This is a genomic window from Qipengyuania qiaonensis (genome assembly GCF_019711515.1).
Classification (GTDB): Bacteria; Pseudomonadota; Alphaproteobacteria; order Sphingomonadales; family Sphingomonadaceae; genus Qipengyuania; species Qipengyuania qiaonensis.
On sequence record NZ_JAIGNO010000003.1, the window covers coordinates 106,039 to 130,390 of the forward strand.

30 protein-coding genes and 1 pseudogene are annotated in these 24,352 nt (G+C 59.6%); 17 read left to right on the top strand and 14 right to left on the bottom strand.

The window, feature by feature from the left end:
- Window positions 1–54: 54 nt before the first annotated feature.
- The 3 genes from K3174_RS06155 to K3174_RS06165 form a co-directional block, all read right to left on the bottom strand.
- Window positions 55–534 (bottom strand): SRPBCC family protein, encoded by a 480-nt coding sequence (locus K3174_RS06155; protein WP_221556854.1) that lies wholly within the window; start codon window positions 532–534, stop codon window positions 55–57.
- The gene (locus K3174_RS06160; protein WP_221556857.1) at window positions 531–842 is read right to left on the bottom strand and encodes an ArsR/SmtB family transcription factor; all 312 of its coding nucleotides are present in this window, start codon (window positions 840–842) and stop codon (window positions 531–533) included. The genes K3174_RS06155 and K3174_RS06160 overlap by 4 nt, the downstream gene beginning before the upstream one ends.
- Window positions 843–1,010: 168 nt before the next feature.
- The gene (locus K3174_RS06165) at window positions 1,011–1,586 is read right to left on the bottom strand and encodes a TetR/AcrR family transcriptional regulator (RefSeq protein ID WP_221556859.1); all 576 of its coding nucleotides are present in this window, start codon (window positions 1,584–1,586) and stop codon (window positions 1,011–1,013) included.
- 91 nt (window positions 1,587–1,677) lie between these two features.
- Here K3174_RS06165 and K3174_RS06170 point away from each other — a divergent pair, with 91 nt between their 5' ends.
- Window positions 1,678–2,679 (top strand): saccharopine dehydrogenase NADP-binding domain-containing protein, encoded by a 1,002-nt coding sequence (locus K3174_RS06170; protein WP_221556861.1) that lies wholly within the window; start codon window positions 1,678–1,680, stop codon window positions 2,677–2,679.
- 19 nt (window positions 2,680–2,698) lie between these two features.
- On the opposite strand, the gene K3174_RS06175 is transcribed toward K3174_RS06170, so the two are convergent.
- A complete protein-coding gene (locus K3174_RS06175) occupies window positions 2,699–3,793 on the bottom strand; it encodes a DUF5694 domain-containing protein (protein ID WP_221556863.1) in 1,095 nt (364 codons plus the stop codon).
- 260 nt (window positions 3,794–4,053) lie between these two features.
- On the opposite strand from K3174_RS06175, the gene K3174_RS06180 reads away from it, so the two are divergent.
- A complete protein-coding gene (locus K3174_RS06180) occupies window positions 4,054–4,194 on the top strand; it encodes a hypothetical protein (RefSeq protein ID WP_221556871.1) in 141 nt (46 codons plus the stop codon).
- Here K3174_RS06180 and K3174_RS06185 read toward each other — a convergent pair.
- From K3174_RS06185 to K3174_RS06195, 3 genes are all read right to left on the bottom strand, one after another.
- Window positions 4,191–6,017, bottom strand: a complete 1,827-nt coding sequence (locus K3174_RS06185; RefSeq protein ID WP_221556873.1) for a hypothetical protein — start codon at window positions 6,015–6,017, stop codon at window positions 4,191–4,193. The two genes, K3174_RS06180 and K3174_RS06185, sit on opposite strands and share 4 nt — an antisense overlap.
- A gap of 66 nt (window positions 6,018–6,083) precedes the next feature.
- Complete coding sequence (locus K3174_RS06190; protein WP_221556875.1) at window positions 6,084–6,887, bottom strand: isocitrate lyase/PEP mutase family protein; 804 nt, start codon at window positions 6,885–6,887, stop codon at window positions 6,084–6,086.
- A gap of 205 nt (window positions 6,888–7,092) precedes the next feature.
- Window positions 7,093–7,719: a TetR/AcrR family transcriptional regulator gene (locus K3174_RS06195; protein ID WP_221556876.1), complete on the bottom strand. Its 627-nt coding sequence runs from the start codon at window positions 7,717–7,719 to the stop codon at window positions 7,093–7,095.
- 98 nt (window positions 7,720–7,817) lie between these two features.
- Between K3174_RS06195 and K3174_RS06200 the strand changes: the two genes are divergently transcribed.
- The 8 genes from K3174_RS06200 (at window position 7,818) to K3174_RS06235 (ending at window position 14,044) form a co-directional block, all read left to right on the top strand.
- On the top strand, window positions 7,818–8,318 hold the full coding sequence (locus tag K3174_RS06200; protein WP_486659984.1) for a GFA family protein: 501 nt from the start codon (window positions 7,818–7,820) through the stop codon (window positions 8,316–8,318).
- Window positions 8,296–8,646: a DUF6958 family protein gene (locus tag K3174_RS06205; protein WP_221556880.1), complete on the top strand. Its 351-nt coding sequence runs from the start codon at window positions 8,296–8,298 to the stop codon at window positions 8,644–8,646. The genes K3174_RS06200 and K3174_RS06205 overlap by 23 nt, the downstream gene beginning before the upstream one ends.
- Window positions 8,647–8,784: 138 nt before the next feature.
- A complete protein-coding gene (locus K3174_RS06210) occupies window positions 8,785–9,348 on the top strand; it encodes a CGNR zinc finger domain-containing protein (RefSeq protein ID WP_221556882.1) in 564 nt (187 codons plus the stop codon).
- Complete coding sequence (locus K3174_RS06215; RefSeq protein WP_247711957.1) at window positions 9,341–10,237, top strand: cyclase family protein; 897 nt, start codon at window positions 9,341–9,343, stop codon at window positions 10,235–10,237. The genes K3174_RS06210 and K3174_RS06215 overlap by 8 nt, the downstream gene beginning before the upstream one ends.
- 353 nt (window positions 10,238–10,590) lie before the next feature.
- Window positions 10,591–11,160, top strand: coding sequence for a YcxB family protein (locus K3174_RS06220; RefSeq protein ID WP_221556884.1), 570 nt, complete (start codon window positions 10,591–10,593; stop codon window positions 11,158–11,160).
- 781 nt (window positions 11,161–11,941) lie between these two features.
- The gene (locus tag K3174_RS06225; protein ID WP_221556886.1) at window positions 11,942–12,418 is read left to right on the top strand and encodes a hypothetical protein; all 477 of its coding nucleotides are present in this window, start codon (window positions 11,942–11,944) and stop codon (window positions 12,416–12,418) included.
- Window positions 12,419–12,819: 401 nt separating this feature from the next.
- Window positions 12,820–13,599, top strand: coding sequence for a helix-turn-helix domain-containing protein (locus K3174_RS06230; RefSeq protein ID WP_221556888.1), 780 nt, complete (start codon window positions 12,820–12,822; stop codon window positions 13,597–13,599).
- Window positions 13,600–13,645: 46 nt separating this feature from the next.
- A complete protein-coding gene (locus K3174_RS06235; protein WP_221556891.1) occupies window positions 13,646–14,044 on the top strand; it encodes a VOC family protein in 399 nt (132 codons plus the stop codon).
- Window positions 14,045–14,304: 260 nt separating this feature from the next.
- On the opposite strand, the gene K3174_RS17145 is transcribed toward K3174_RS06235, so the two are convergent.
- The 3 genes and pseudogenes from K3174_RS17145 to K3174_RS17080 all read right to left on the bottom strand — a co-directional run.
- Complete coding sequence (locus tag K3174_RS17145; RefSeq protein ID WP_425594424.1) at window positions 14,305–14,853, bottom strand: putative immunity protein; 549 nt, start codon at window positions 14,851–14,853, stop codon at window positions 14,305–14,307.
- Between the two features lie 225 nt (window positions 14,854–15,078).
- On the bottom strand, window positions 15,079–15,426 hold the full coding sequence (locus tag K3174_RS06240) for a VOC family protein (protein ID WP_425594426.1): 348 nt from the start codon (window positions 15,424–15,426) through the stop codon (window positions 15,079–15,081).
- A pseudogene (locus K3174_RS17080) lies at window positions 15,415–15,585 on the bottom strand (ArdC-like ssDNA-binding domain-containing protein); the annotation flags it as partial. The pseudogene K3174_RS17080 and the gene K3174_RS06240, both read right to left, overlap by 12 nt.
- 252 nt (window positions 15,586–15,837) lie before the next feature.
- On the opposite strand from K3174_RS17080, the gene K3174_RS06245 reads away from it, so the two are divergent.
- Window positions 15,838–16,257 (top strand): I78 family peptidase inhibitor, encoded by a 420-nt coding sequence (locus K3174_RS06245; RefSeq protein WP_221556903.1) that lies wholly within the window; start codon window positions 15,838–15,840, stop codon window positions 16,255–16,257.
- A 195-nt stretch (window positions 16,258–16,452) separates the two neighbouring features.
- Here K3174_RS06245 and K3174_RS06250 read toward each other — a convergent pair whose 3' ends face one another.
- The 3 genes from K3174_RS06250 to K3174_RS17085 all read right to left on the bottom strand — a co-directional run bounded on the left by K3174_RS06250 (window position 16,453) and on the right by K3174_RS17085 (window position 18,420).
- Window positions 16,453–16,983 (bottom strand): SRPBCC family protein, encoded by a 531-nt coding sequence (locus K3174_RS06250; protein ID WP_221556905.1) that lies wholly within the window; start codon window positions 16,981–16,983, stop codon window positions 16,453–16,455.
- A 177-nt stretch (window positions 16,984–17,160) separates the two neighbouring features.
- Window positions 17,161–17,562, bottom strand: coding sequence for an META domain-containing protein (locus tag K3174_RS06255; protein ID WP_221556906.1), 402 nt, complete (start codon window positions 17,560–17,562; stop codon window positions 17,161–17,163).
- An 84-nt stretch (window positions 17,563–17,646) separates the two neighbouring features.
- Window positions 17,647–18,420 carry a peroxiredoxin gene (locus K3174_RS17085; protein ID WP_345719598.1) on the bottom strand — a complete coding sequence of 258 codons (774 nt, stop codon included), beginning with the start codon at window positions 18,418–18,420 and terminating at the stop codon, window positions 17,647–17,649.
- A gap of 175 nt (window positions 18,421–18,595) precedes the next feature.
- Between K3174_RS17085 and K3174_RS06265 the strand changes: the two genes are divergently transcribed.
- From K3174_RS06265 to K3174_RS06285, 5 genes are all read left to right on the top strand, one after another.
- Window positions 18,596–19,345: a penicillin-binding transpeptidase domain-containing protein gene (locus K3174_RS06265; RefSeq protein ID WP_221556911.1), complete on the top strand. Its 750-nt coding sequence runs from the start codon at window positions 18,596–18,598 to the stop codon at window positions 19,343–19,345.
- A 159-nt stretch (window positions 19,346–19,504) separates the two neighbouring features.
- Window positions 19,505–20,389 (top strand): 4-hydroxy-tetrahydrodipicolinate synthase, encoded by an 885-nt coding sequence (gene dapA, locus K3174_RS06270; protein ID WP_221557625.1) that lies wholly within the window; start codon window positions 19,505–19,507, stop codon window positions 20,387–20,389.
- Window positions 20,390–20,495: 106 nt separating this feature from the next.
- On the top strand, window positions 20,496–21,125 hold the full coding sequence (locus tag K3174_RS06275; protein WP_221556912.1) for a helix-turn-helix domain-containing protein: 630 nt from the start codon (window positions 20,496–20,498) through the stop codon (window positions 21,123–21,125).
- 48 nt (window positions 21,126–21,173) lie between these two features.
- Window positions 21,174–22,211 carry a hypothetical protein gene (locus K3174_RS06280; protein WP_221556915.1) on the top strand — a complete coding sequence of 346 codons (1,038 nt, stop codon included), beginning with the start codon at window positions 21,174–21,176 and terminating at the stop codon, window positions 22,209–22,211.
- 46 nt (window positions 22,212–22,257) lie between these two features.
- A complete protein-coding gene (locus tag K3174_RS06285) occupies window positions 22,258–23,166 on the top strand; it encodes a DMT family transporter (RefSeq protein ID WP_221556917.1) in 909 nt (302 codons plus the stop codon).
- A 30-nt stretch (window positions 23,167–23,196) separates the two neighbouring features.
- Here K3174_RS06285 and K3174_RS06290 read toward each other — a convergent pair whose 3' ends face one another.
- Window positions 23,197–23,700 carry a winged helix-turn-helix transcriptional regulator gene (locus K3174_RS06290; protein ID WP_345719599.1) on the bottom strand — a complete coding sequence of 168 codons (504 nt, stop codon included), beginning with the start codon at window positions 23,698–23,700 and terminating at the stop codon, window positions 23,197–23,199.
- A gap of 112 nt (window positions 23,701–23,812) precedes the next feature.
- On the opposite strand from K3174_RS06290, the gene K3174_RS06295 reads away from it, so the two are divergent.
- A complete protein-coding gene (locus K3174_RS06295) occupies window positions 23,813–24,349 on the top strand; it encodes a dihydrofolate reductase family protein (RefSeq protein ID WP_221556921.1) in 537 nt (178 codons plus the stop codon).
- Window positions 24,350–24,352: the final 3 nt, after the last annotated feature.

Consider the following 24,352-nt stretch of genomic DNA (forward strand, 5'->3'; position numbering starts at 1 on the left):
ACGACAGTGTTTTGATGGCCCATGCGCATATATCACATAAGAGTGATGGAAAAGCTAATTGCCTCTTGCAAACAGATTTTGAGAGAGCTTTTCCAGGGCCTGTCCCCACGATGCCGCAGCCCCCTCGCCGTAGACCGCAGCGAACGGGGCCTGCCATAGACGCAAGCGGGTACCGCCGCGCTCGTCGGTGAGTTCCAGCTGCATGAGGGTCACCTCTTCCTGTCTGCACACACCCTCCGGCAAGCCGATATTGCAGTGACTGTGAAAGCGGATATCCAATGCGAACGGCCTTTCGAACCTCACGATCTCGCCGAGCATGAAGTCGATCTCGCCGTCCGCAGACCGCATTTCGATTTCAAATCGACCGCCTGTGCGGGGTTCGATCGCGATCACCTTTGCGGAATAGCCTTCAGGGCCCCACCATTTGGCCACCGATGCGGGAATGATCCACGCCTCGAATACGGCATCGGGCGGCTGCGGTAGCCACCGCGACAGCAGCTCCCTTGACCGTAATGAGGTGTCCTCGACCTTCACCCTTCGTCCTCCGCCAGATGGACCTCGAGCCGATCGAGACGCGCGCCCCAATGCTCGCGGTAACGGCGTATCCAGTCATCGGCCTCTTCAAGCGGATTTGCTGCCAAGCTGCATATGCGCTTCTGCCCTGCGCGCCTGCGAACGATCAGGTTGGCGCGTTCGAGGACAGTCAGGTGCCGGGAGATACCCGATTGTGCGAAGTCGAACTGGTCGACCAGCTCACCCACCGAACGATCGCCCGCGGCAAGTATGTCGATGATTGATCGGCGTGTCGGGTCGGCAAGGGCCCTGAATGTTTCGTCCAGCATAATGAGTTCTCCAGAAAGGCAAGGGCCCGGATCTCGGGGAGCACGCGTCGGGGCTCGCTCAGTCGCCCCAGCTCCGCCCATCTTATTACTACAGTGTGATATATCAACTCCGCCGGGTCAGGGCGGCGCTCGAGCTGGCGCGAGCGTATCGCACTGCTGCAGGCCTGATCACGGCTCTACAAGCCGTGTGACCGCGTCCGCAAGAACCGAACCCGCTTGCAGTCCTTCGAGCCGTCCGTCGCTCGAAAAGGCTCCGTCGAACAAGAGAGCGATCTGGTGGGCTGCAATTTCAGGCGTCGAGGCATTGCAGCGCCTGCAGATCTCGACCAGGCGTTCCAGCATTTCCTTTTTATGCCGGCGGGCGACGATACGCGCAGGGTGCTGCCGGTCGGCAAATTCGGCCGCCATGTTGATCTGGGGACACCCGCGATACCCTTCGGTGTCCACTTTATCGCCGATCCAACGGCATAGGGAGGCAAGTTCGCCCTCCGGGGTCCTTCCCTGCGCGACGGCCGCGTCCCACTGAGACCAGAAATCGCGATTCTCTTCTTCCAGAAACGCGGCGATCAGGTCGTCCTTGGTCGGGAAATGCCGGTAAATCGTCGTCTTGGCGATCCCGGATTCCGCAACGATCGCTTCCATCCCGACGGCGTGTGCGCCCTGATGATAGAACAGGCGAGAAGCCGTCTCCAGCGCGGTTCGACGAGCTTTTGCCGAGCGTGTCTGCGCAACGGGCATATTCATGGGGCTATCCTCGAAAACCCACGATTGACATCGCTACCGATCGGTGTCAATCAGCCTAACGATACCGATCGGTATCGTTAGGAGAGTGCGCATGAAGAAGATCGCCGTTCTCGGGGCCAATGGGCATACCGCACAATTTGTCATCGACGAGCTGATCAGCAGGGGCCTGGAAATCTTGCCCGCGACCCGAGACGGCAGGTTGCGACGCCGTGATGGGTCTCAGACCGACTGCGCCGCCGTCGATCTTACCGACGCGAGCTCGATCGAAGGAGTGCTGCGCAATGCCGACGCCGTGATCAACTGCGCCGGACCGTTCCTCGACACCGCTCTTCAGACAGCACGCGCGGCGATCCTCTCAGGCATACCCTATCTCGACGTCACGGCCGAGCAGGCGGCCGCTGCTTCCCTCTTCACCGAGCTGGACGAGCAGGCGAGGAAAAGCGGAACAACGGTCGTTCCGGCGATGGGCTTTTTCGGAGGCCTTGCCGACATGCTTGCCGCATATGCCGCTCGCGGTGCGGGGCCGGTCCGGTCGACCGACGTCGCGGTGGCGCTTGACAGCTGGCATCCCACAGACGGCACGCGGCTCACCGGCAAACGCAATACGCACACCAGGGCCGTCGTCAAAGACGGGGTCCTGATGCCGGTCGAGGACACAGCCAATCGTCGTTGGGATTTCGGACCGGGCTTCGGCGATCAGGAGGTCGCTCTCGTACCCCTGTCGGAGATCGTACTGATAAACCGGCACATATCGGCCCACAACGTACGCAGCTGGATGAACCTCAAGCCGCTCTCCGACCTTGCCGATACTTCGACATCACCGCCGGTTCCCACCGACAGCAGCGGGCGTTCGAGCCAGCGCTTCTGCGTCGAGATTGCTCTAGAAGAGGCCGAGGGAGATTACCGCCGCATCCGGGCGACCGGGCAGGACATTTACGCCGTGACAGCCCCCTTGGTCGTCTCGGCCTGCGCCATGATACTCGAGGGGCGTACCACGGGGCTTACAGGCGTCAGGGCGCCCGGCGAGGTCTTCGATCCTGCCGCGTTCTTCGAAACCGTGGGTCCTCGCCTGCAAATTCATACTGACGCCTGACGCAAGCGGGCTTCCGCAGTCACTGCTCTTCGAACAGAGTGTCGGTGGACACGATCTCGACGTCCGACATCATCCCAAGGTAGGCTTCCAGCCAGATCTTGTGCGATGCGCCAACGACGACCAAGATCCGCCCGCCGGGAACGCGTCCGCTCGCCTCACGGATATTGGCAGCCATCCGCATGTTGCGCACTTCCCATGACGCGACACGTTGCCGGCCGACCGAACGCGGGTATTCGCGCTCCATGACGCCGAGCCATTCGATCGCCGACCTGCGTTCGTTGATGATTTGGGAGTTGAGTTTCCGGTATTCTTCGATCGTCGTCTCCGGATCCGTCATTTTTTCGGGATCGCCCGTATCCTGAAGCATCGGGTCGGCGCGGTAGCGTTCGGACATCGACGGAAAAACTTCATCAAAGAACATTTCGGCATCCCGCGGGTTCATCGCCGCATCGTCTTGCGAATCGGCAGGGTGGAGGCGCTCAAGACCCAGCCGGACGGCGAGCGGCACTGACAGGGTGACCGTTTCATTGTGCCTTTCTCCGTAGGCCTCCAACTGCTCGACGAAAGCTTTCGCGGCGCCGTCCTCGGCGATGCGCTCGCTTTCGGGCAGGCGCAGCCATTGGACGAGCGCCGATCCGGGATCGCCCGCCGCGCCGAACAGGGCGGCGAGGCGCCTGCGATCGGCCGGCGTGGGTTCGGCGGGCCACTCAAGGAGAGTTTCACGGGCTGCAGCTTCGGCCTGGGGCATATCCATATCGAGCCCGATGCCTGCTGCCGCAGCAATCCGCATCGCCCAGCCGCCGTATGTCGCAGCAGTTTCCGGGAATATCGAGCGATAAGCCCAAAGCTTGTGGATGGTCGTCCCCGGCCGATCTTCGGTCGCGATTATTTCCGGCCTGAACTCCGCCAGTTTCTCGATGAGCGTATCGAGTACCGCAGGGTCCCAGCTTTCCGGCGTCCCGCCGAGATGGGCTGTTCCCAGAACCATCACCTCGGTCGGAGGTCCCGCGACCCTGTCCTGATAATCGCGCGGATCGAATGGCTGCGGCTGACCCGCGGCAAGCGGTGCGGCGACGGCCGCCGCCAAGACGCCGAGGACGGCAGTACGAAACACTGTGAATCTCCGGAATATGTTTTGCAACGCAGATGTATAACGAGAAGGTGATGGATCGCAACCGGCGGGCACTCGTCGTTTACTGCCGCTTGCAAGTGGTAGAGCGGACTCCTGCGCGCAGGGCCTGCGCAGGTACCGCTTGAACAGGAGCGTGCGGCAACCGATATGGTATGCAGAAACCGACACCGGTCACTGCGAAATTTTCAATGGCTTGGAAACCAAACCGTGCTAGAACCGCAGTACCGAACAGGAAACAGACCATGTTGGAATACGGCGAAACCTATCTCAGCGAGAATACGCAGATCCTTGAGGACATGTATGAAGGCATGTCCGAAGAGGCGGTAGCGCTGGCGAAGTACATGGCCGAGGAAGCCGACGCAGCCGAACTCGAAGCTGCCTAATCGTCTGCGCCGGGCCAGCGCCCTGCCGTGATGTCTATGTTTGACCCCGAAACTCTTACCGGCTGAATTCCGGAAAGTCGCCATGACTGGGCATCGCCCTTGTCGGGGCGGCCGTCGAGCGTGTGTTCGGTGAGTTCCGTGGGCTGGAGCGTCACACACACCCCCTGCGCGCCCGAGGGCAGCCTGATCTCGGTCGTTTTGCCGGTGTCGTCGCGAAAAAGACCGATCTGGTCGGCGGGCGGATAGGCGCCGACGTTGTTGGTGCGGTTCAGCAGCCCGTAGGACGTCACCGAAAGAACCGAGGAACCGGGATCCTCGGCAAGTACCGTCGCATATCGGGCAGGCCACCGGTCCCGGCGCTGGGGTCCGTCCATCAGCAGGGCGACAACGAAATTCGGGCCGATTCCCCTGACCAGCTCCTGGCACGGATCGTTGCGCGCGAGATCCTCGCAGATCAGCGTCGTGACAGTCGCGCCGCCCCGCATGACGAAGACGTCGAGACTGCGCCCGAGGATATCAATGTGCTCCCACCAGCCGCGGTTCACGTCGAGCGACGAACCGAGCGCGTAGGTTTCGATCTGGCCGGCATCGAGGCGCCAGCGATGATGCTTTTCCCGGACCGAAAGGTCGAAGGAGCATTCTCCCTCGGCCCTTGTGAAACGAGCCATGGCGGTAAAATTGCCGCGGCGGTGCCTGCCTTCAATCGCTCCGGGCATCGGCGCGTCGAACAGTCCCGAAATGAGAAGTTCAAAGCCCGGACGCTCCTTCAGCCGCTCGCACAGTTCGCGCAACACGCCGTAGCTCAGCGCGGCCTCGGGAAACACAAGGCAATGAATTTCGCCCGTATCCGATGCGGCCGCGTCGAGTACCCGGGTCACAAACTTGAAAAAGGTCTCGAACCCGGCGTTCTGTTCCGGTGTGGCCGTGTAGGGGCACCAGTGCGGATTTACGTCGAACCAGCCCCAAGTCCCGTCCTGCGATGGAACGCCCGAGAAGGCTTTGGCACGGATGTCGAACGGCATCGGAATGACGACCAGATTGAAGGGAGCCGGATCTCCATCCTTTTGAGGCGCCTGCCTGGTCGGCGTGAGACTCCAGTGCGCGCCGGCAAGCCCGCGCGGCGGAAGAAGCGCAAGGTTGTGTGAAAGGGACCTGATCGTGCAGCCGACCTTGGGCGTTCGACTCTTCGGCAGGACACAGACCTGGTCGGGATCGGCGCTCGACAGGGTGATCGGGCCGCGTGCCCCGGTGGAACCGCCCGCCTGGCGCAGTCGGATGGGCACCTCAATATACTCGGCCTGCGCGGATTTGTCGGATGCATGGAAGCCGATATCCTGGGCCGCTTCGTCGGCGATACAGAAGAGCTCGATTGCCGCGCGCCACCAGTCCCTGGCTTCTGCCGATCGGCCGGGTGCTGTGAACAAGGGAGCATCGAGATGGTCGACAAGCTCGCGCCACAGGTCGAGCAAGGCTGCCGGCGGCGGCGGAAGCGTCTTCTCGACGGCACCGCGCCAGATCGTGCCGATCCGTTGCACCTCGGTCCGCGCCGCCTTGCTCACGACGATCATGGCGCTCGGATCGGTGCCGTCCACCAGGGGACCAACATGATGATACGCGCCGCTCTTCAGAAGAAGATGCCCGGTCAGGGCAAACAGGTCGACAGCGGAAGCAGGGGGTGAAGAAAAGTCCGTAACCCGAGCGGTCCCGGGCTTGCGCTTTTCCCCCATCGCCTTGAGGCGGTCGAGGTAGATTGCGTGATCGATGTAGCCGTTCGGGAAAACGGCCTGCATCACGGCGCGAAGGGTGGTGCTGGAAACGGTCATGCGATGCGAGACCATGCGTTAAGTCGTCCTGCACCGCAATGTCGTTCGCCCGACCGGCTTATGCGGTCAGGCGGCGACCGGTTCGGCCCGACGGGCAAGGCTGGGCGAGATACAGGCCTTCGCACTCTGCGTTATGAAATCCATGGCCGCAAGAAAAGGAGCCGGTCCGAGACTGATCCTCGCCACGCCGCATTGTGCCAGCGACGCGAAGTCCGACGGATCTGCGCGCCACATCACGTTGACGGGCAGGCGTACCTCGCTGCAGAGGGTCTTGATTGCCGCCAGGTCGGTGAGGCCCGGCACGAAGAAACCGTCCGCACCCGCCTCCTCGTATGCTGCTGCGCGCTCAATTGCGACGGCCAGAAGTTGCTCGCGGTCATCGTCCGGCCGCGGTTTGAGGAACACGTCCGTGCGGGCATTGAGAAATACGCGCGCACCCGATGCCTCGACTGTTTCGCGCACTGCGCCGACCCTGCCGGCCTGACGCTCGATATCGTACAAACCTTCGCTTCCGACCCTCTGATCCTCGAAATTCAGACCCGAGACTCCGGTTTCTATAAGGCGGGCGACATGCCCGACGATGCCTGCCGGGTCTTCCGCATAGCCCCCTTCGAAGTCCGCAGTGACCGGAAGGTCGGTTGAGCGCACGATCCGCCCGATCGCTGACAGAGCCTCGTCTATCGGCAGGTGCTCGCCGTCCTCGTAGCCTGCTGCGGCAGCGACAGCCCAGCTGCTGGTAGCTACTGCGGGGACGCCGGCCTTGGCGGCTGCTGCGGCGCTGCCGGCATCCCAGATGTTGAACAGGACGAGGGGGTCACCCTTTACGTGCAGGTCGCAGAAGTCGCCGGCCTTGGCGGTGTGAGAGATCATGGGAAGCGCAGCCTCTTTATAAGGCAGCCTGCAGGCTGCCGAATGAAACGATACCGGGTGGATTTGCTGCCGATAAACTGTGTCAAAAAACCAGCCGCAGAACACTACCACTCGGTATCGTTTAGCAAATGACACCGAACGGTAGCGTAGTCAAGCGGGCTCGTAGTCGCTGCTGCGAATGATCGAGCGCTCCCCCGGCAAGCGATCAGGAACCGTATGCCGCCATGAAGATGCGTACGCATTCTTCTGCATGCGCGCGTCTCGCCGCGTTGCCCGGCAGTAAATCGTCGCCGAGCAACATGGCGTCGTTGGTCGGCTCTCCCATGACCAGCCAGTTGAAATAGACGGCCGCCCGCCGCGCATCGCCTGTTTTCAGCAGCCCGCGCTGCGCAAAAGTCTCGAAGACCTCGGCAAGTCTCGCGATCGAGCGGCCGGGTCCGCGACGATGAAGCATTTGGCCGAGAGCGGGAAACCGGGCGTGTTCGCCGATTACCATCCGGCGCAACTTCATCAGCCGCGGCGTAAGGACGATTTCCAGCTGTTGCTCAGCGAATTCGACCAGATAGGCTTCAGCGGAGGAGACGGTTGCGGGCGGGACCATCCGCGCTGCCAGGGAATCACCCGCCCCACCGGTCATCCGATCGACGACTTCAAGGAACAGGCTCTCCTTGTCTCCGACGTGGCTGTACACGGTCTGCTTGGTGATCCCCGCCAGTTCGGCGACGGCGTCCATGCTGGTTCCCGTATATCCGTGATCGAGAAACAGCTTTTCCGCAGCGCCGAATATTGCGCTTTTGGTGCGCGCAGTGCGGGTAGTCGTGCGGTCGGCCATCGATTCCTGCCTGTGCCAGTTCATCTCCGAGGTGTCAGCACCCCCTTGACCAAACATACTAGACGGTCCAGTATGATTATCAACCGAGAGGTGTTGTTATGACTGTTTCGAAAATCACATGTGAATGCGGGGCTGTGACCATGGAGGCGCGCAAGGTGCCTATCGTGCGCACATCGTGCCATTGCAACGGATGCCGGGAAGCGGGAGCGATACTGCAGTCGCTTCCCCAGGCACCGCCGATCCTCGACGAGGACGAAGGCACCAGGTTCGTCCTGTACCGCAAGGACAGGGTCGACTGTCTTTCGGGATGTGACAATCTTGCCGAACATCGGCTCACACCGTCGTCGCCGACGCGCCGGGTGGTTGCCGCCTGCTGCAACAGCTTCATGTTTCTCGACTTCACGAAAGGGCACTGGATCACCGTGTTCGCCGACCGCATCGATCTTGCGGGCGCAGCGCGGTCCGCACCGAAGCAGGGCCGCACGTCGGCGATGTTCTTCCTTCGCCTTATGGCCAACTGGGCCAAGATGGGATTCAAGACGCCGAACATCGATTACGTTCACAAGGAAATCGACGATGACGGACGACCAAAAGATTGAAATTCAAAACTCGTCGACCGGCAAAACGACGCGCGTCGACAGGACGAAATACGAGGCGGTCCGCAAGGCCTACCTCGATGCCCTCCCGGCAGCTTCGCCGGGCCTGACCTCGAGCGAAATCAAGCAGCAGATTCTGCCTAATCTTCCCGAGGAACTCTTTCCGGGAGGGGCCAAGGTCGGATGGTGGCAGAAGGCGGTGCAACTCGATCTCGAAGCCAAGCAGACGATTGTGCGGGAGGACACGAAGCCCCTCCGCTTCCGGAAGAAATCAACTGGTCGCGCAGCTAAGCTTTGCCTCGACAATCGCCACGTCCGCCGACCATCCTAAGCCAGTTTCGGGCCGCCCGCGAGGCATCAGACAAGGATATCCGCCCCCTGCCTTGTTTCGGCGACCCTCAAATACGGTTCGCCCAGCCCAAACGAAGAACCACCTTGCGCCAATCGTAACCTGTATTACTAGTTACCTATGGGCAAGCGTCGATTCGAATATGCGTCAGGGTCACCTGCGCTCGATTTGGTCGATACCGTAAGCTCGCGGGGAACCGCGAACATCGAATTGCTCGAAACGCCTGGCGACCTTTCGTTCTGGCTTCACGGTTTGAAGATCGTCGCGCAGGATGTCACCGATCACGATCTTAGGGATGTCCGCTCGCTGAGGAATGGGATCTTCCGAAGCGCAGCTGCGGTTCTGGCCGCCAAAGATCCTGCTCCCGAAGATGTCGAACTGATCAACCGAACAGCCGCGTTTCAATCCTTCAGGCCACAGCTGATTGAAGGATCGGTGATCCTCGCGGCGGACGATCCGGTGCGAGCGGCCATGGCGATGCTTGCCGCAGAAGCCGTGACAATCCTCTCGCTTCCCAACCGGCACCGCATCAGGTCCTGCCCCGAATGCAGTATGATCTTCTTCGACAAATCCAAGCCGGGTCGCCGCAAGTGGTGTTCCTCTTCAAGCGGTTGCGGCAACAGGGCAAAAGTGCGGAGATTCCGGCAAAAGCAGTTGCAGGAAGGAAGCAGGCGCGATGCATGACAAGAGGGTGTGCTTCGACTTCGAACTCGACTTTCTGAACGGCGGAGGCCTGCAGGGACAGGGTTTCCGGCTCGATATTCAAGGCGACGACATCTCCGACGACGATCTGGCCGCCTGCATCATCGGCGACTTGCGGCTTCTCATGGTCGGAGAAGTGCGTATCTTGAACAAACAGGTTATCCGCGAAGCGCACAAACGCGGATCGATTTCGGACCGACCCGGTTCTGCGCCGGTTCGCAGGTTCGTCGATCTCAGCCACACGATCGAAGAGGGCATGATCACCTACAGGGGTCTACCCGCTCCCATTATATGCGACCATCTTTCCCGCGTGGAGTCCCGGGCGCACTACGCTGCTGGCACGGAATTCCAGATCGGCAGACTGGAGATGGTAGGAAACACGGGCACCTACCTAGATACGCCCTATCACCGATTTGAGGACGGATACGATCTGTCGCGCCTCGATCTCGATCGGGTAAGCGGGGTGCCGGCAATTGTCGTGAATGTAACAGGCAGCGATAGCCGCGCCGTCGACTGGCCTGCTCTCGCGGCTGAGCCCGTAGAGGGTCGCGCAGTGCTGATCCGAACCGGGTGGGACCGGCATTGGCGAACAGACCGATACTTTGAAGGTCACCCTTTCCTGACCGCAGCGGCAGCCTGCTTTCTACGAGATGATGGTGCGGTGCTCGTTGGGATCGACTCGCTCAACATCGACGACGTCTCCACAAGGGAGCGACCGGTTCATACGATCCTGCTCGAAGCGGGAATTCCGATAATCGAGCACCTCACGAACCTCGACAAACTGCCGGCCAAAGGAGCGCGCTTCTCGGCCATCCCTCCCAAGATACGCAAGATGGGCACATTCCCGGTACGGGCGCACGCGGTGTTCTGAATGCGGCGAGGCGACAGTCCCGTATTCGAGCGAGGTGCACGGCGAGGCAATAACGCAGTGGGTGCAATCTCTCTACGCCAACCAAGACGCACGCGGGGCGGAGTACACAATACACGCCTCGGAGAGAAATGGATCTCGTGAATGGACATTGATTGTTGCTTGCGAGCCCTTCGCCTGCTCCTAAGGCCAAGCACCCTGCCTGTAGCGCCGGCGATCGCCTGTAGGCTGCGCGAAGGTAAGGCAAGGAAAAGGCTGCCCCGCCCTCGCTTGTTCTGTCTTGACGGATCAAGGTTCAAAGAGTGAATATATGCCCGCGGCGTGATGGATCGCGATGAAGATGGACGGGCAGACGTTTGAACCATTCGAATTCTGTTTCCGGTCCAGGATTGCACAACCCGGATGTTGCGGTGTCGGTGCCTAAACTCGGCCCATATCGCTACAGCATTACTGCTGACCAGTACACGGAAAGTATGCAACGCCTGCTCTGGGTGCAGCTCCGTCGGCGACCCTTTCCGGCGATCCAGCTATTCCTGATAGCCATCTGTCTCGCGATGCTGGTCGGCGACGCGATGGACGGTTTCATCAACATTGCCGCCGCTTCGGTAGCGGTTTTGACGCTACCGGTCTTAGTGGCCACGCTTCGTTGGATGACGACTTCCGCGGCGCGACGCAGTTTCGCGCGCACACCCGCGCTTAGCGACGAGAATTGCTTGACCGTGGAAGAGGGCCTGCTCGTGTTTCGCAGCCGCACCGTCACGTACCGGCAATCGCTGGCCGAACTGGCCGGCTTCATCGAGACTGAGACACTCATTCTCGTCGACCGGACCGACCAGAGTGCACACATCGTTCCCAAGATGGCGCTCGGCGACGAGCTCCAAGACTTCCGGCAGTACCTGGAGGAAGCCGGGGTGAGACGCCTTTGACGGTCAACACTCTTGCCCAGTGAAAGAGCCATTCCGTTCCCAATCATATCAACCCGACTGGTTCGCCATGCGATCGGCGACCAACCTATCTAGTGCTTTGCCAGAGCATAGGGGACATCCGTTATCCTTGAGAAAGAGGGCGCACCGCGCCTGGCACCCTGTCACGCGCGGTATTGCGTAGCCGGAGCCGCATCGACGTATAGCATACCGCGTGAATTCTAAGGTTCGACACTCAATTACTCGCCCCCTTCCACCCATAAAGAACGACACCGACATGGCTGGCGAACCGCAACTAGAGGCGGTTGCTGCGGTGGGTGTGTTAATCAGATTATCGAGTTTTCGTCGCAAACGGGTCACGGGCGAGCATTGCCTATTGCCAGCATATCGACACCCCGCAGAAACGGGCTGAAAGCGATTTACGCATTTGCTGGCGGACCAGCGTACTGCCTGACCACCTTACGGATCCCATTGGGCGAGCGGCGGAGCCTATCTGCCCTCCGGCGGTGCATATCGGGACGTGTCCACTGGGTCCATGGCGCACCTGGACAGGTTCCATGAGTAAATCGCACCTGCCCGCAAGCTTCGCCGGTGTGGACGGCATGGCCGGATCAGGCATGCAGCAATATACCTGCAAGCCCCTGATCCGACAAGCAGTTGCCGGGCGCTGGTGCGATGATCCTGCGGGTACGAGCGCCCGTACTGCTTTCAACAGGGCAGACTTTTGACATCGACCGGCAGGTCCGCTTTTACCTTCTTCATGCGGGATCTCAGACGGTATGGCATGATGGAGGCGACCAACATCATATTCGTTCCCGGCCTTGCCCTTTTCCTCGCTCCGCCTCGGGACTCTTTCGAACTGCTTGCAGTATCCGCTGCCGTCCTTTGCTGTGCCGGTTTTCTCTATGTCGGCGCAAGATACTGGCTTGCCTTGGACCGCCGCATCAAACGTTCAGATGATCAGGCGAAGGCGAAGGCGCTCGACCTTGCCGATAGTGCGGAAATCCCGCTCCTCTCAATGACAGTCGTCGCGATGCTTCTGGCAATTTCCGGCTTCGCTGTGAGGGGCCCCAGCCCGCCCATGTTTTCTGCTTTGATATTGGCCGGCTTGGCATTGCTGGAATATGTGAACTACTATCACCGCCAGCTGATGAACTTTGATCGGTTGAGCGATTTCCAGCGCCTGCTCAGGACGGGCAGGTTGCGTCGCGCCCATATGTCCCGAGATCTCGCTGTTCATCGAAAAAGACTGCAAGGTTGAGCACGCGCCGCTGATCGCGCCTCGATTACGAAAGATATATGCAAGCCCGCCCCCCAACCCGGACCGCACCTCGAATGCTCCGGGCCGCTATCCCCGTCCATGGGTTGCACAGCCGTACGGCATGCGCTGATGAAAATATCTGAGGGGTGTCTAAGGAGAAACGCAGGGCGCTGGAGTCGCGTGCAACTACCAGCGCTAGTTTAAATTGATAAACTTGGGCCGGTTTTGGGCAGTGTGCTGGTTGTTCGGAGTTGCGAAATACCGTCATTCGGCCTCCGACCCGAATGCAGAACTGCGACAAACTCCTGGAGTTTTTCCGAGAGTTGTCATTGTCCTAATCGCTTTCGACAATGGCACAGACCTGCTGACGATCTCACGAAATCCATGTTATGCGGGTCGCCATGAGCGTTCGGTTCGACCTGTTCAGATCAATCGGCATCCGCCAGATCGAGCCATATTTTTTCGTTCCAGGAGTTCCGACCCAAAACCGCGAATTGCCTTCACTCGAACCGACTCTGATATTCAATACGGGTGCTCCGATTTCTATCGTGGATGCGTCTGGCCATGTGCTCGACGTCGGGACCGGGGATGCTTTCTTTGCCGGACTGCATCGCCGATTCTGTTTTTCGCGCTGCGCGGGGTCACAGTCGGGCATACATGTGAGATTGTCGCCGCAGGCTGCCATCCGACTGCTGGGGGCAGGTGCTGCTGCCGTCGCAGACCACGCCGTGGCGGTGCGACACATGCCAGAGAGCGGCCTTGCCGCAGCGCTGGCCAGATATGGACCGCCGGATCTGGCGCGACCATACGAAACAGTCGGTTTGCTGATCGAGGAAGCGTTGGTCGAAGCTCCCGGTGTGAGCTCGGAAACATCATGGTGTATCAATCAACTACAACAGCCTGGAGCATCAGTGACCGCGATCGCACGGGAGTTGGGCTGGAGCCGCAGGAAAATTGTAGATCGATGCCGAGACGTTCTGGGTATCACTCCGAAAACCTTCGTCCGGATCGCCCGCTATCGAAGACTTTTGGCGACGCTCGATAGCGCTGAGATGTCTTGGGTCGATCGCGCAATCGACGCAGGATATTACGATCAATCTCACATGCTGAGAGATTTCGCCGAGTTCACCGGGGTCTCGCCGACTGCCTATTGCAAAGAGAGCGGAACATTCGTCCAATAATCTCATCATGGGAGCGGATATGCGGTGCGCACCCAAGGAGAGAAATATGAATGTTCCTGATGGTTTCGCAACAGTAACCCCCTACATATTCGTCGACCAAGCAGACGCTTATGTCAGATTTCTTTCGGACGCCTTCGGTGCGCTGGAAATCGGCAGAAGCACAACTCCTGACGGTAGCATTGCTAATTGTCAGATGAAATTTGATACAACCACGATTATGGTGAGCGAAGCTTCGAGTGAATTTCCTGCTAGCTCGGCTGCGTTTTACCTTTACGTGGCCAACGCCCATGAGGCTGTGGCGCGCGCGATCGAAGCCGGGGCGACCAAAATTATGGACGTGGCAGACATGCCTTACAACGATCGGCAAGGCGGCGTGCGCGATGCTTCGGGAAATATCTGGTGGCTTTCTCAGAGGCTAGTTGACGAGCCCTATTTCAAACGCTGATCTCAAGAGTCCCCGATCTTCAAACCGACGCTGCGCTTCTCACCTCGACTGCCGCATTCAGTCTCAATGCTAGCAATCTGAAACTGCCGGTCGCAATTCTTTCCATCGCAGTGGAAACTGTGCCGATATCAGACTGTTCGGCATTAGGAGAGTGAATGGAAAATGCGGCCATTCGGCCAGCAAACCTTGGGTAATCCGTTCATGCCAAGAACAGCTGCCCTTGTAAGCGCATGCTTACCCGCCAAATGCGGCAGATCTACTCATAATGCGTCGTTTTCGCCAAGATGAGCTTGAATCTGACGAATGATGAGGCCGATCTGACCTGATGCCAAGAGACCTGGTCCGAGTGGCCCCGAACGATTCTCTCCGACTGGGGGAAGCGACCGAAGTGCGGCCTGCACGTCCGCCGTCATGAGCGCGACTTGCCATCTGATCTCGTCCTCGGCCGCTTCCGGTCGATCTGGTGCAGCCAGGCTGGCAGCTTTGACGGCGTAAGCCGCTGCACCGAGCGCATGGGCACCCATGTGACATACCGCGGAGGCTTGACCGGCGGCACGAGCTGCTGCCGCTGCTGCTGGTGACTTCGCATCACGAGCTGCGCTCCCTCGGCCGAAACGTTGGCGTATTTCCGATGCGGTATCCAACTCACCGCGAGCGAAAGCACGCGCCCGAGAGATGGCAGCACGAGGGCGCATATCGGAGACTGTTTCTGACTCGAACAACCACAGGACCCGCTCGGCACACTCAGCAGCCCACCCGGCAACCAATCTCCGGTCGGACACACTCAGCGTTTGCGCCGACTTAGCCATGCTTCACCTTTTAGGACTGCGCATCGAGCGTGCGCTGAGCAGCTGATATGAATTAAGTAATCTAAGTGAGTAGGCTACGCCACTCCGGTGGTGCGATTGGAAGACGATCGAGCCACCCAAAGGTGTGCTTGCTATCTATAACCTAACTCGAGACTTCAGAGGCGAGACTTGGAGTGTACCTGATGCTGTGGTGTGCCGCATCCCGATTCATCTTCGGCATCGAGCCTAGTTGTCGACGACATTGATCAGATTACCCGCTGGGTCCCGGAAAAAGAAACGGCGCAGTCCCCAATCCTCATTCACCGGCCCGTATACAACCTCGGCTCCGAATGCACGGACCGCAGCTTCTGTGGCCTCGAGATCATCAACGCCGATTGAAATCACTGGAAGTTCGGTGCCTGCGCCTCCTTGAGATGCTGTATGAAGTTCAATCTTCTGCTGCGAGTCATTCACGAGGAAAGAAATCCACCCCATATCGAGCGGTATATCTAAAGCGAACACCTCTTCGTAGAACTTTGCCAGCGCAGGCGGGTCATTGGTGAAAAGGTTCGCGACTATCCGGGTGACTGCCATGCCGCGATAGGGTGTCCCGCAGGAGCGCAAGGGCCGCGAGACCGGCACACCTCGCCAAGGCTTGATCCAAGGTTTTGTGCCTTCTTCAAGCTTTTCAATGATGGCGGTGGTGATGCGCTCCGCTGTCGATGTCGAAGCAGTGCGGTGGGACTTAGTCATGGGAGATCTCCTGATCGCCGGGACGGACATGCCCCGGCTCAGGGAGAGCAAAGCTCCCTCCTCTCTCTGGAAAATCGGCCGACCAGCTCAGAAGTGAGTTTGGGCCGTGTGCTTTCTCGATATGCCTGTCGAATTGTCCGATCCGACAAAACCCGTAAAATTCGCGTTGAATTGTGCCTCGCCACCGGGCGCATCGGGAAATTTTCACATTCGGTATCGTTGAATTTCCACGATTTTATGAAAGGATGCCTTATGACCCGTGCTCTGTTTACGCTCTTCGCCTCAGGTCTAGCGCTCGCCGGATGCAGCGGAGCGATGCAGGACAGTGGAGATGGCAAGATAGATTCGGGCAAAACAGGCTCGACAAACGAAACTGTCTCCGGAACTATGCCCGCAACCGTAAATCCTCCGGCGGATGCACAGCCGGGGCCAGACAACGATCAGGGCCCGGATACGTCTGTTGCCGATAGTACGTGCGGTGCCGACCGGATCGGTGAATTTGTCTCGAAGACCGCCACTCCTGGCGTACGAGCGGATCTCACCTCGAAGGTCGGTCATGAGAAAATCCGCTGGCTTACCCCTGACAGCGTGATCACAATGGACATCCAGGAAGACCGGCTCAACGTCATGCTCGACGACAACGGCGTGATCATCGGCGCAAAATGCCAGTAGACCCCTATAATCTTTCAGCTGTTAGTCGGACAGCGGACGGTTCACCGCTTTGGATGTTGGGCAAATGTAATGGGACGAGTATGTCTGAACCCCTTTTGGGTCTTATTACCTCCCCGACGTGAGCGAACCTGCCATCCTTTTCCACGCGTCTGATTCTTCTATCGTCAGGCGCCGCTCTCTTACGCGCGGTGGGAATTAGCGTTGACCCATTTCTCGCTCAAATTCGTCGACGGCTTCGACGCCTTTCTCGGCTTGAATCTTGAGTTTCGTCAAAGAGTTTGCGGCCGCCAGCGAAGACTTGCCGACTTCGTCGGCTAGTTCTGCCTCGGTCAGGCCTGCAACATGCGTTATCGTATTTACAAAAGTAAGCCGACACGATTTCTCGCTCAGCTCCTCGATCGCATAGGCCTCATGCGACGATATGCGACGTCCGACCGGCGGCACGATCTGGCCCGCATACGCATATGACTTGCCGGGAATCGCCTCGGTTACCGTGAACAGAAAGTTGTGATCGGGCATCCGGTCGTACCAGAGTCGATACTCCACCGGATCATCGGAGATACGTCGAACCTCGTTGCCGCGCGCACGCAACTGGTTCCGCGCGTCGCCGAAGTCCAGCAACGCATAGATTTCTTCCGCCGAACGATCGATTTCAATCGACGTCTTGAGTTCAATCGGTTCGCTAGGTTCTAGAAGCCGAGGTTTACGTTTGAATAAGCCAAACATCCGAGTCGTCCTGGCCGGTTGAAATTTTCCTCATTGGTATCGCAAAAGCATGGCTGAAGAGTAAATCAGGACGGCAGGAACGCCATCGCCGCGCGCAAGCAAGTGCCCCATCCTGCTCGCTGTCGGGAACTGTCCGGTCACCCTGTCTCTTAAGCGCAGGCAGACCGTCCTGCACTCCTACCTGGTGGGCCGAAGGAAAATGAAGGTAGGAGGTTTTTCGAGCATGAGCCCTCGTCCGCTCCAGGACAGCGACATACCGGAATTCAAGATTACCGGTCCGAGTTCCTCGGCTGGTGTTTCGGCACAGGACGGTCCGTCGGTAACCACCTCGGCGGTTCTGAGGTAGTCGCCTTCGACAGTGTAACGCCCTGAGCTCGTTCGACATCCGAAGCGCGCCTCGAACTTCGAGTGCGTGAAGCTGATCGTGAAGTCCTCTCGCGCGGAAAGATCATATCCGTTCACGCTCTCGATAATCCAGCGCGTTCCGGCCAGTTGCGACGTGTCGCCAGGCACCGTGGCGCACCCCGACAGGAAGAGAAGCGAGAGTACGGCAACTCGAGAGCCGCTTGTTATCGACACAAGGTCTTTCCCTTTCGAAGAAATGCAGGGGTCACATAGCCATCACCGCTTTGCGCCAGAGCAAATCCGGTTTCGATCAAGCGATCAATCTGCCTCTTCGCCGTCGAACCAGGCCATCACATCGAAGACTGCGCGATCGGGCGGAAAGACCGGATAGAAAGCTTTTATGACGAGGCCGTCGCGGATGATAAGGGACAACCGCTTCAAAAGGATAGCCCCGTTCACTTCGAAGGTCGGCAGCTCCAGCGCTCTGGTCAACTCCAGCGCGGCATCCGACAGCAAGGGGAACGGCAGGTGGAGACGATCTGCGGTCTCACGCTGTTCCGCGGCAGGCTGGGTGGACAAGCCGAAAAGATGAGCCACGCCCCGCGACTGAAGCTCTGCAAAATGATCCCGAAAGGCGCACGATTGCGGAGTGCATCCGCGTGCTCCCGGTATCATGTCCCAACCGTCCGGAAGCGAACGACCTGGGCGGCCCGTCATAGGGTAGGCGTAGACGACGATCACACCCTCCAGAGAAGAAGGATCGACAAATCGGCCTGACGTCGATGCAAGAGAAACCTGAGGCATGCGCTTGCCCGGAAGATGCGCGGCACCGCCGTCATCGCTCGGTTGCGGCAGTTGGCTCCAGTCGACGGATTCCAGCGTATTCATGAGGTTACTTTTCCCGATACTCGTCAAGGGGGAGGATGTCGCGGTTGATAAAGATATGTTCGCTGCGTTTCGGCTACGAGTGCCGATTGGCGGCAAACGAGAGAAGCCAACCGGTTTGCCGCAAAGCCGATTCATTGCGGGAACATCCCGCTCTGGTAAAGACTTATCACTACTCGTGTATATTATAGGTGGATCAAACACCATGCTTTCAACCGGATTGAAATTGACGCGGCGCCTTTACGCAGCCCTTGTTGTCGGCTTGTGCGCCGCGTCGGCAGGCTGCGCGTCGGTCGCCGGACCGGCGAACTTTTCCGGTACGCAGAGCAGCATGCAAGCCGCAGCAGGCTGCGACAGCCTTCCGGATAAAATGAAAGCGACGATGGTGATTTATCAGCCCGGCGCCGAGCGAATGCTGGTGTGTAATTCAGCGCGCTCCGAGCAGCGCTTTGTCCCGGCCTCGACCTTCAAGATTCCCCATACGCTCATCGCGCTCGAGACCGGCGCTGTAGCCGACGAGAATGCAAAATTCAGGTGGGATGGGAAAGATCGCGGTGTTCCCGCCTGGAACGGGGACAAGAGCCTGGCCGAGGCAGTGCCCGCTTCGGCCGTATGGGTCTTCCAGGCGATCGCTCACAGTGTTGGGACGCAGCGTGAGCAGGCGTGGGTGGAGCGATTGGGTTACGGCAACGAGAATGTCGGACCGGAAGCCGACCTGCGCCACTTCTGGCTCAGCGGACCCCTCACGATCAGCGCGGTCGAACAGGTGACTTTCCTGGAGCGCCTGCGTAACGGCACGCTCGATGCGTCCGCATCCTCTATGGACCGGACCAGGCGGATCATACGAATGGATCCCGCAAGCGACGGCAGCGCGATTTACGGGAAGACGGGGGCCATGCTTCCGATCGACGACGACGGGTTTCTGCACAAGGAAACCGACGGACTGTTGCGATCGGACATGGAGCGGACCGGTTGGTTCGTCGGCTGGATAGAACGACCCGAGTCAGCGGGCGGCCCGGTCTACTTCGCGATGAATCTCGATCTCACCCTCGCCGGTGCGATGGACGCTCGCACGAAAGGCGCCTTCAGCGTCCTGGCGGCAAATGGATTTCCTGTTCCCGCAGCCAAATGATCGCCTGCGGTCGTGACGCTGAGAAACGCGGCGATGCGGTTTGCGTCTGTTTTCGAATGACAGGCCCCGGACTATGAAGGAGACAGGGACTCTGAGTCGAATTGGCGCCTGCCCAGATCAGCACTCCGAATCTCTTAATCTCCCCCGCTGGAGTTGAATGTGTTCAAAGGATCAATTCCAGCCCTCATTACGCCGTTCGATATTGACGGACGTTTCAATGCAACTGCTTATGCGGCGCATATCGACCGTTTGATCGACGCTGGCAGTTCCGCACTGGTGGCGTGTGGTACCACCGGAGAAGCGGCCACACTCTCGTTTGAAGAGCATTTCGAAGTCGTGGCAGCGTGCGTGAAGGCGGCACGAGCGCGGGTGCCGGTCATTGCGGGAACGGGGTCGAACGATACCCGCATTGCGGTGCGGAATCTCGAGGCTGCCGAAAAGGCAGGAGCGGACGCCGCCCTGATTGTTGCGCCATACTACAACAGGCCAAACTCGGACGGTCTGTTACAACATTTTTCTCTGCTCGCTGAAGCTTCGGAATTGCCGATCCTTCTTTACAATGTTCCGGGAAGGACGGTGGCGGATCTGACGCCTGATCTGGTGATCGAACTGGCCCGTCGGTATCCTGAAAAAATCGTCGGACTGAAGGATTCCAGCGGCGATCTCGGACGCGTCGAGCTTCACCGAAAGGAAATCGGCCAAGAATTTGCACTCATTACGGGCAACGACGACCAGGCTCTGAAATTCGCTCGCCTCGGCGGGTGTGGCTGCATCTCCGTAACCGCCAACGTTGCGCCGCACTTGTGCGCGGAGTTTCAGACCGCCGTCGCAAGCGGCGATTGGGACAAAGCAGAGGCTATCGACAAGCGCCTCCAGCCGCTGCACGCGGCAATGTTTTCCGATGCATCGCCCGGTCCTGCAAAGTTCGCTATCGCATCGCTGGTGCCGGATTTTCCGCACGGCTTGCGTCTCCCCATGACATGGCCCGGAGTACAATCTCGCGCATGCGTGACCGCCGCGCTGCAAACCGCCGGGCTACAATGAGGAGATGAGCGCACCCCAGTCTGTACCGCCGCCGAGGTCGCGGCGCATTTCTACAGACCTTTCCCGCCTGCCGCTGTCGGGTGGCATCCAGTCGTTGGGGGGAGGTATGCCGCGGCACCGGCACGCCCACGCCTACCTCGCTTTGGTTCTCGAAGGCGGTTATGTCGAACGCGGCGGCCGCGGTCGGTGGCAGGTCGAGCCCGGTGAGATCGTCTGCCATGGGCCCTTCGAGGCGCATGACGATATCGAGGTGAGCGCGGGCACACGCATCTTCAATCTGGCCCTTGCTACTTTACCGGACCTGCCGGCAGTGTTCACGATCGACAATCCCGACGACCTGCTTCGCCTGCATGAGGGCGACACGCTCGACGCAAATGACGTTCTGCGAAGCGCTCGCGCCAGTCCTCGAAGGTACTGCGACTGGATAGACGAGTTGGCCGACCACCTCGTGACGAACCCGATCGCAATCGGTGACTGGTGCAAGGTTAATAACCGGTCCCCAGCCTATGTCAGCCGCGCTTTCTCCAAAACATTCGGCACTTCGCCTGCTGCATTTCGGCTGGAAGCCCAAGTTCAGCAGGCGCTGCGGTTGATCGACGGACGCGAGTTGTCGCTGGCCGGAATTGCCGCAGAAGCTGGCTTCGCCGACCAAGCGCATATGACAAGGGCAGTGAAGGCCGTGACTGGTCAGACGCCCGGTAAAAGACAAAGGGTCAAATCCATTCAAGATCGGTGATCGTGATCACGTCAGATGCTGCCGCGATATCTAGCTTTCGGAGTATGCATGTTTTTTTCGATCCTACTGATGGTGGCAGCGCCGAATTCACCGGTACAGTCCGACATTCAAGATACGACCCCGGAGACGGCGGCGCAGCTTAAGAAGGGGGTAGGTGCCATCCTGCGCGCCGACACGGCAGAAGCGCGCGCATTGCTCATGCAAATCCCAGAACAGGAGCTCGACAAGGAAGATCGGCAGTTCCGCACCTGCGCGCTGTCGCGCCTTGGGCCGTTTCAAGCGCGCATCGAGCATAACCATCACTTCGAAGAGGCGCTGCTCGCCAGGTATCGGCAGTACTGGAACGAAGCTGCGGCAGCCGGTGCCGACCGCGACCGTCTGGAGGATGCACTACGGACCGACCTGGCAAACATGCTCCACTTGGAGCGCAGCGCGCAGTGGGACAGCGTCGAAGCCGCACTTGTCGCGGCGCTGGGGAAGCGCGGCTATCATGCTCAGCTGGGCAGGACAGGCCTGCTGCGCGAGCTGATGGTATGGCGCAAGCAAATCGAGAAGCGCGAGCAGGTAGACCTTCCGGGAGGCACGACGCAGACCCTTGTTACGTATCTCGACGATTTCGACAGCCGAGGGTGGAGCAGCTGGTTCACCTGCGACAGGACAGGCACCGGCGGGTGGACAACGGACGAAGGTCTGTTCGTCATCGTGCCTGCATACAAAAGCCTCGACGACGAGCATTTCCGTATCAACTTCCTCGCCCACGAGAGCCAGCATTTTGCGGACAAGGCCCGCTATTCGGGGCTGGCCAACTGGGAACTGGAATACCGCGCCAAGCTCGTTGAAGTGGCGTTGGCGGATACGACGCTGGTACGGGTGCTTGACGGCTTTGCGGCAAACCAGAGCGGAAATCCGGACGAGCCCCATAGTTTTGCCAACAGAATGGTCCTCGAAGCTCTTAGAGCCCGGCTCGGCTGCGCCGAAGGTGCGTCGCTTGCGACTGTTCCAGCCGAAAAGGTGAAAGCTGCCGCACTCGGCGAGCTGGCTGCAGACACGGACGCACGCGAATCCGCCGACGATGCTACGCCCTGAGGCCGCGAGAGCGCCGGGTTCGCGCAAACGCCTGCCAGCGATGAACATGACCGGAAGGACGGCCGCATTGTTCACGGTCCTGATCTGGGCCGGGTCCTTCCTGGCAATCCACGACGGCGTTGCAGCGGCGTCATCGCTCGAATTGGCGGCCGCACGGTTTGCGATCGTTGGTTTGCTTGCTGTCGGCTGGCTTGCATTCGCGCGAGGACCCAAACCCGGTCGCCAAGACATCGGGCGTCTCGCTGCATGTGGAGCAATAGGAATAGCGGGCTACAACGCGGTGCTTGGTTGGGGAGAGGAGCTGACCGGGCCGGCGGTTGCCGGCTTCATCGTCGCAGGGCAGGTGGTGTGGGCAAAGCTCATCGATCGGTCGGATCGGAATACGCGCCTGACCGTGACACTGTCGACGGGCGTCGCCTTGCTCGTGATCGGATCAGCCGCGATGACAGCGTGCGGAGCCGACGCGATAAGCGCCAAGGGGGTCGCATTGTGCAGTATAGCCTCATTCTTGTCCGGTATCTATCTCGTTATCCAGCGGCCCTTGGTCCGAACATATGGTCCGGTTACCAGCGCAGCAGCGACCATCGGCTGCGGCGCCGTCATGCTTGCCCCGTGGACGGCCGCGGGCTTGAGCAAGACAGTTTCGAGTGCCGAGGTATTCTGGCCCGTCGCCTATCTTTCGCTTGCAGCGGGCGCAGTGGCTTACTGTACCTGGATGAGGGCAATAGACGAGCTCGGTCCCGCAAAGGCTGCGCGCTATCTGATCCTGCTGGCTCCACTCGCGGCCGCGATGGAATGGGTAAGGAACCCTGCGGCCGTAAGTCCCGTCATTCTATTCGGAGGCTCATGCTGCGTTCTGGGAGGGCTCGTCGCCATGGTGCCGAGTGGGTCAACGCTTCAGGCGGCGGGAGGGCGTGCGACGATGTTGGCGCCCGATGTCAAGCGGGTCAGATGAAGTCGCACCGGGCTCTTGAAGAGCAGTAACCTAATCAAGCCCTGCGGCGCGGCGCTTGGCGGAGGCCAGCTCGGCCCTGACGTCCCGGTCCGATGCGGTCTGCGAACCGAGATGGTCGCGGCGCAGTTGGTCCATAAAAGCTGCGAGCATCGGTGCGCCTCCCTCTTCGAGAGCTTGATTTCGCGCAGCGAGTTCATCAGTCACCGGAAGATGCCGGCGTCCCCACGCGCCCATGGAAACAAGGACCGGCAAGAGCTGGATTCCCTTTTCGGTCAGATCATAGCGAACTTTCTGGCTGTGCGACGAGTCGTCTTTCTTGGTCACGATACCCGCCACTTCGAGGCGCCTGAGCCTGTCTGCGAGCATGTTCGAAGCGATGTTCTCGATAGACCCGCGCATCAGATCGCCAAAGTGATGGCGGTCAGCGAACATCATGTCTCTGATGAGGATGAGGCTCCATCGGTCGCCAAGGACTTCGAGGGTGAGATTGATCGGGCAGCCCGACCGGATCTGCTTTTCTTGCGAGCTGGACACGGTCGGACAGGAGTAAACGTTCCGATCCTCCTTAACAACTAGTTGCATTCTGCAAGTGGTTTAGATATGCAAGCGGTTGCAGTTTTTCTCCTGACGATACGGAGTTTTATATATGCCCGTCACCGCCCAGTTGAACGTTACACCCGATGGGTTTTGCGACCACGACGATGTCGTAATCGACGACGACTTCATGCGCTTCGCGATCGCCTGCCTTGACGAGGCGCAGCGTCTCGTTCTCGGACGAAAGTCATACGAACTTTTCGTGTCCCACTGGCCGAAGGCGGCGCACGATAAGACCTTGCCGGAAATGGAACAGAAACTGGGTCAGGCCATCGACGGAATTGATCGTACCCTCGTGTCTCGCTCGCTCGAAACCAGCGACTGGACGGGAACCACGATTTTGCCCGAACTCGACCGAGCCGCAGCCGAAAAGCTGCGCTCGCAAGGCGATATCCTCATTCTCGGCAGCCCTTCCGTAATCGACCAGTTCGCCCAATGGCGTCTGCTCGACCGGCTCCTGCTGTCGGTTCACCCGACAATGGGCGGAAATGGGAAAAGGCTGTTCGACGGCAGAATACCAAGCGAAATGAAATTCGTCCGCGGGTTCGAGACCGGCGCTGATGTGAGAACTTTCGAATTCTCGCTTTAGGCG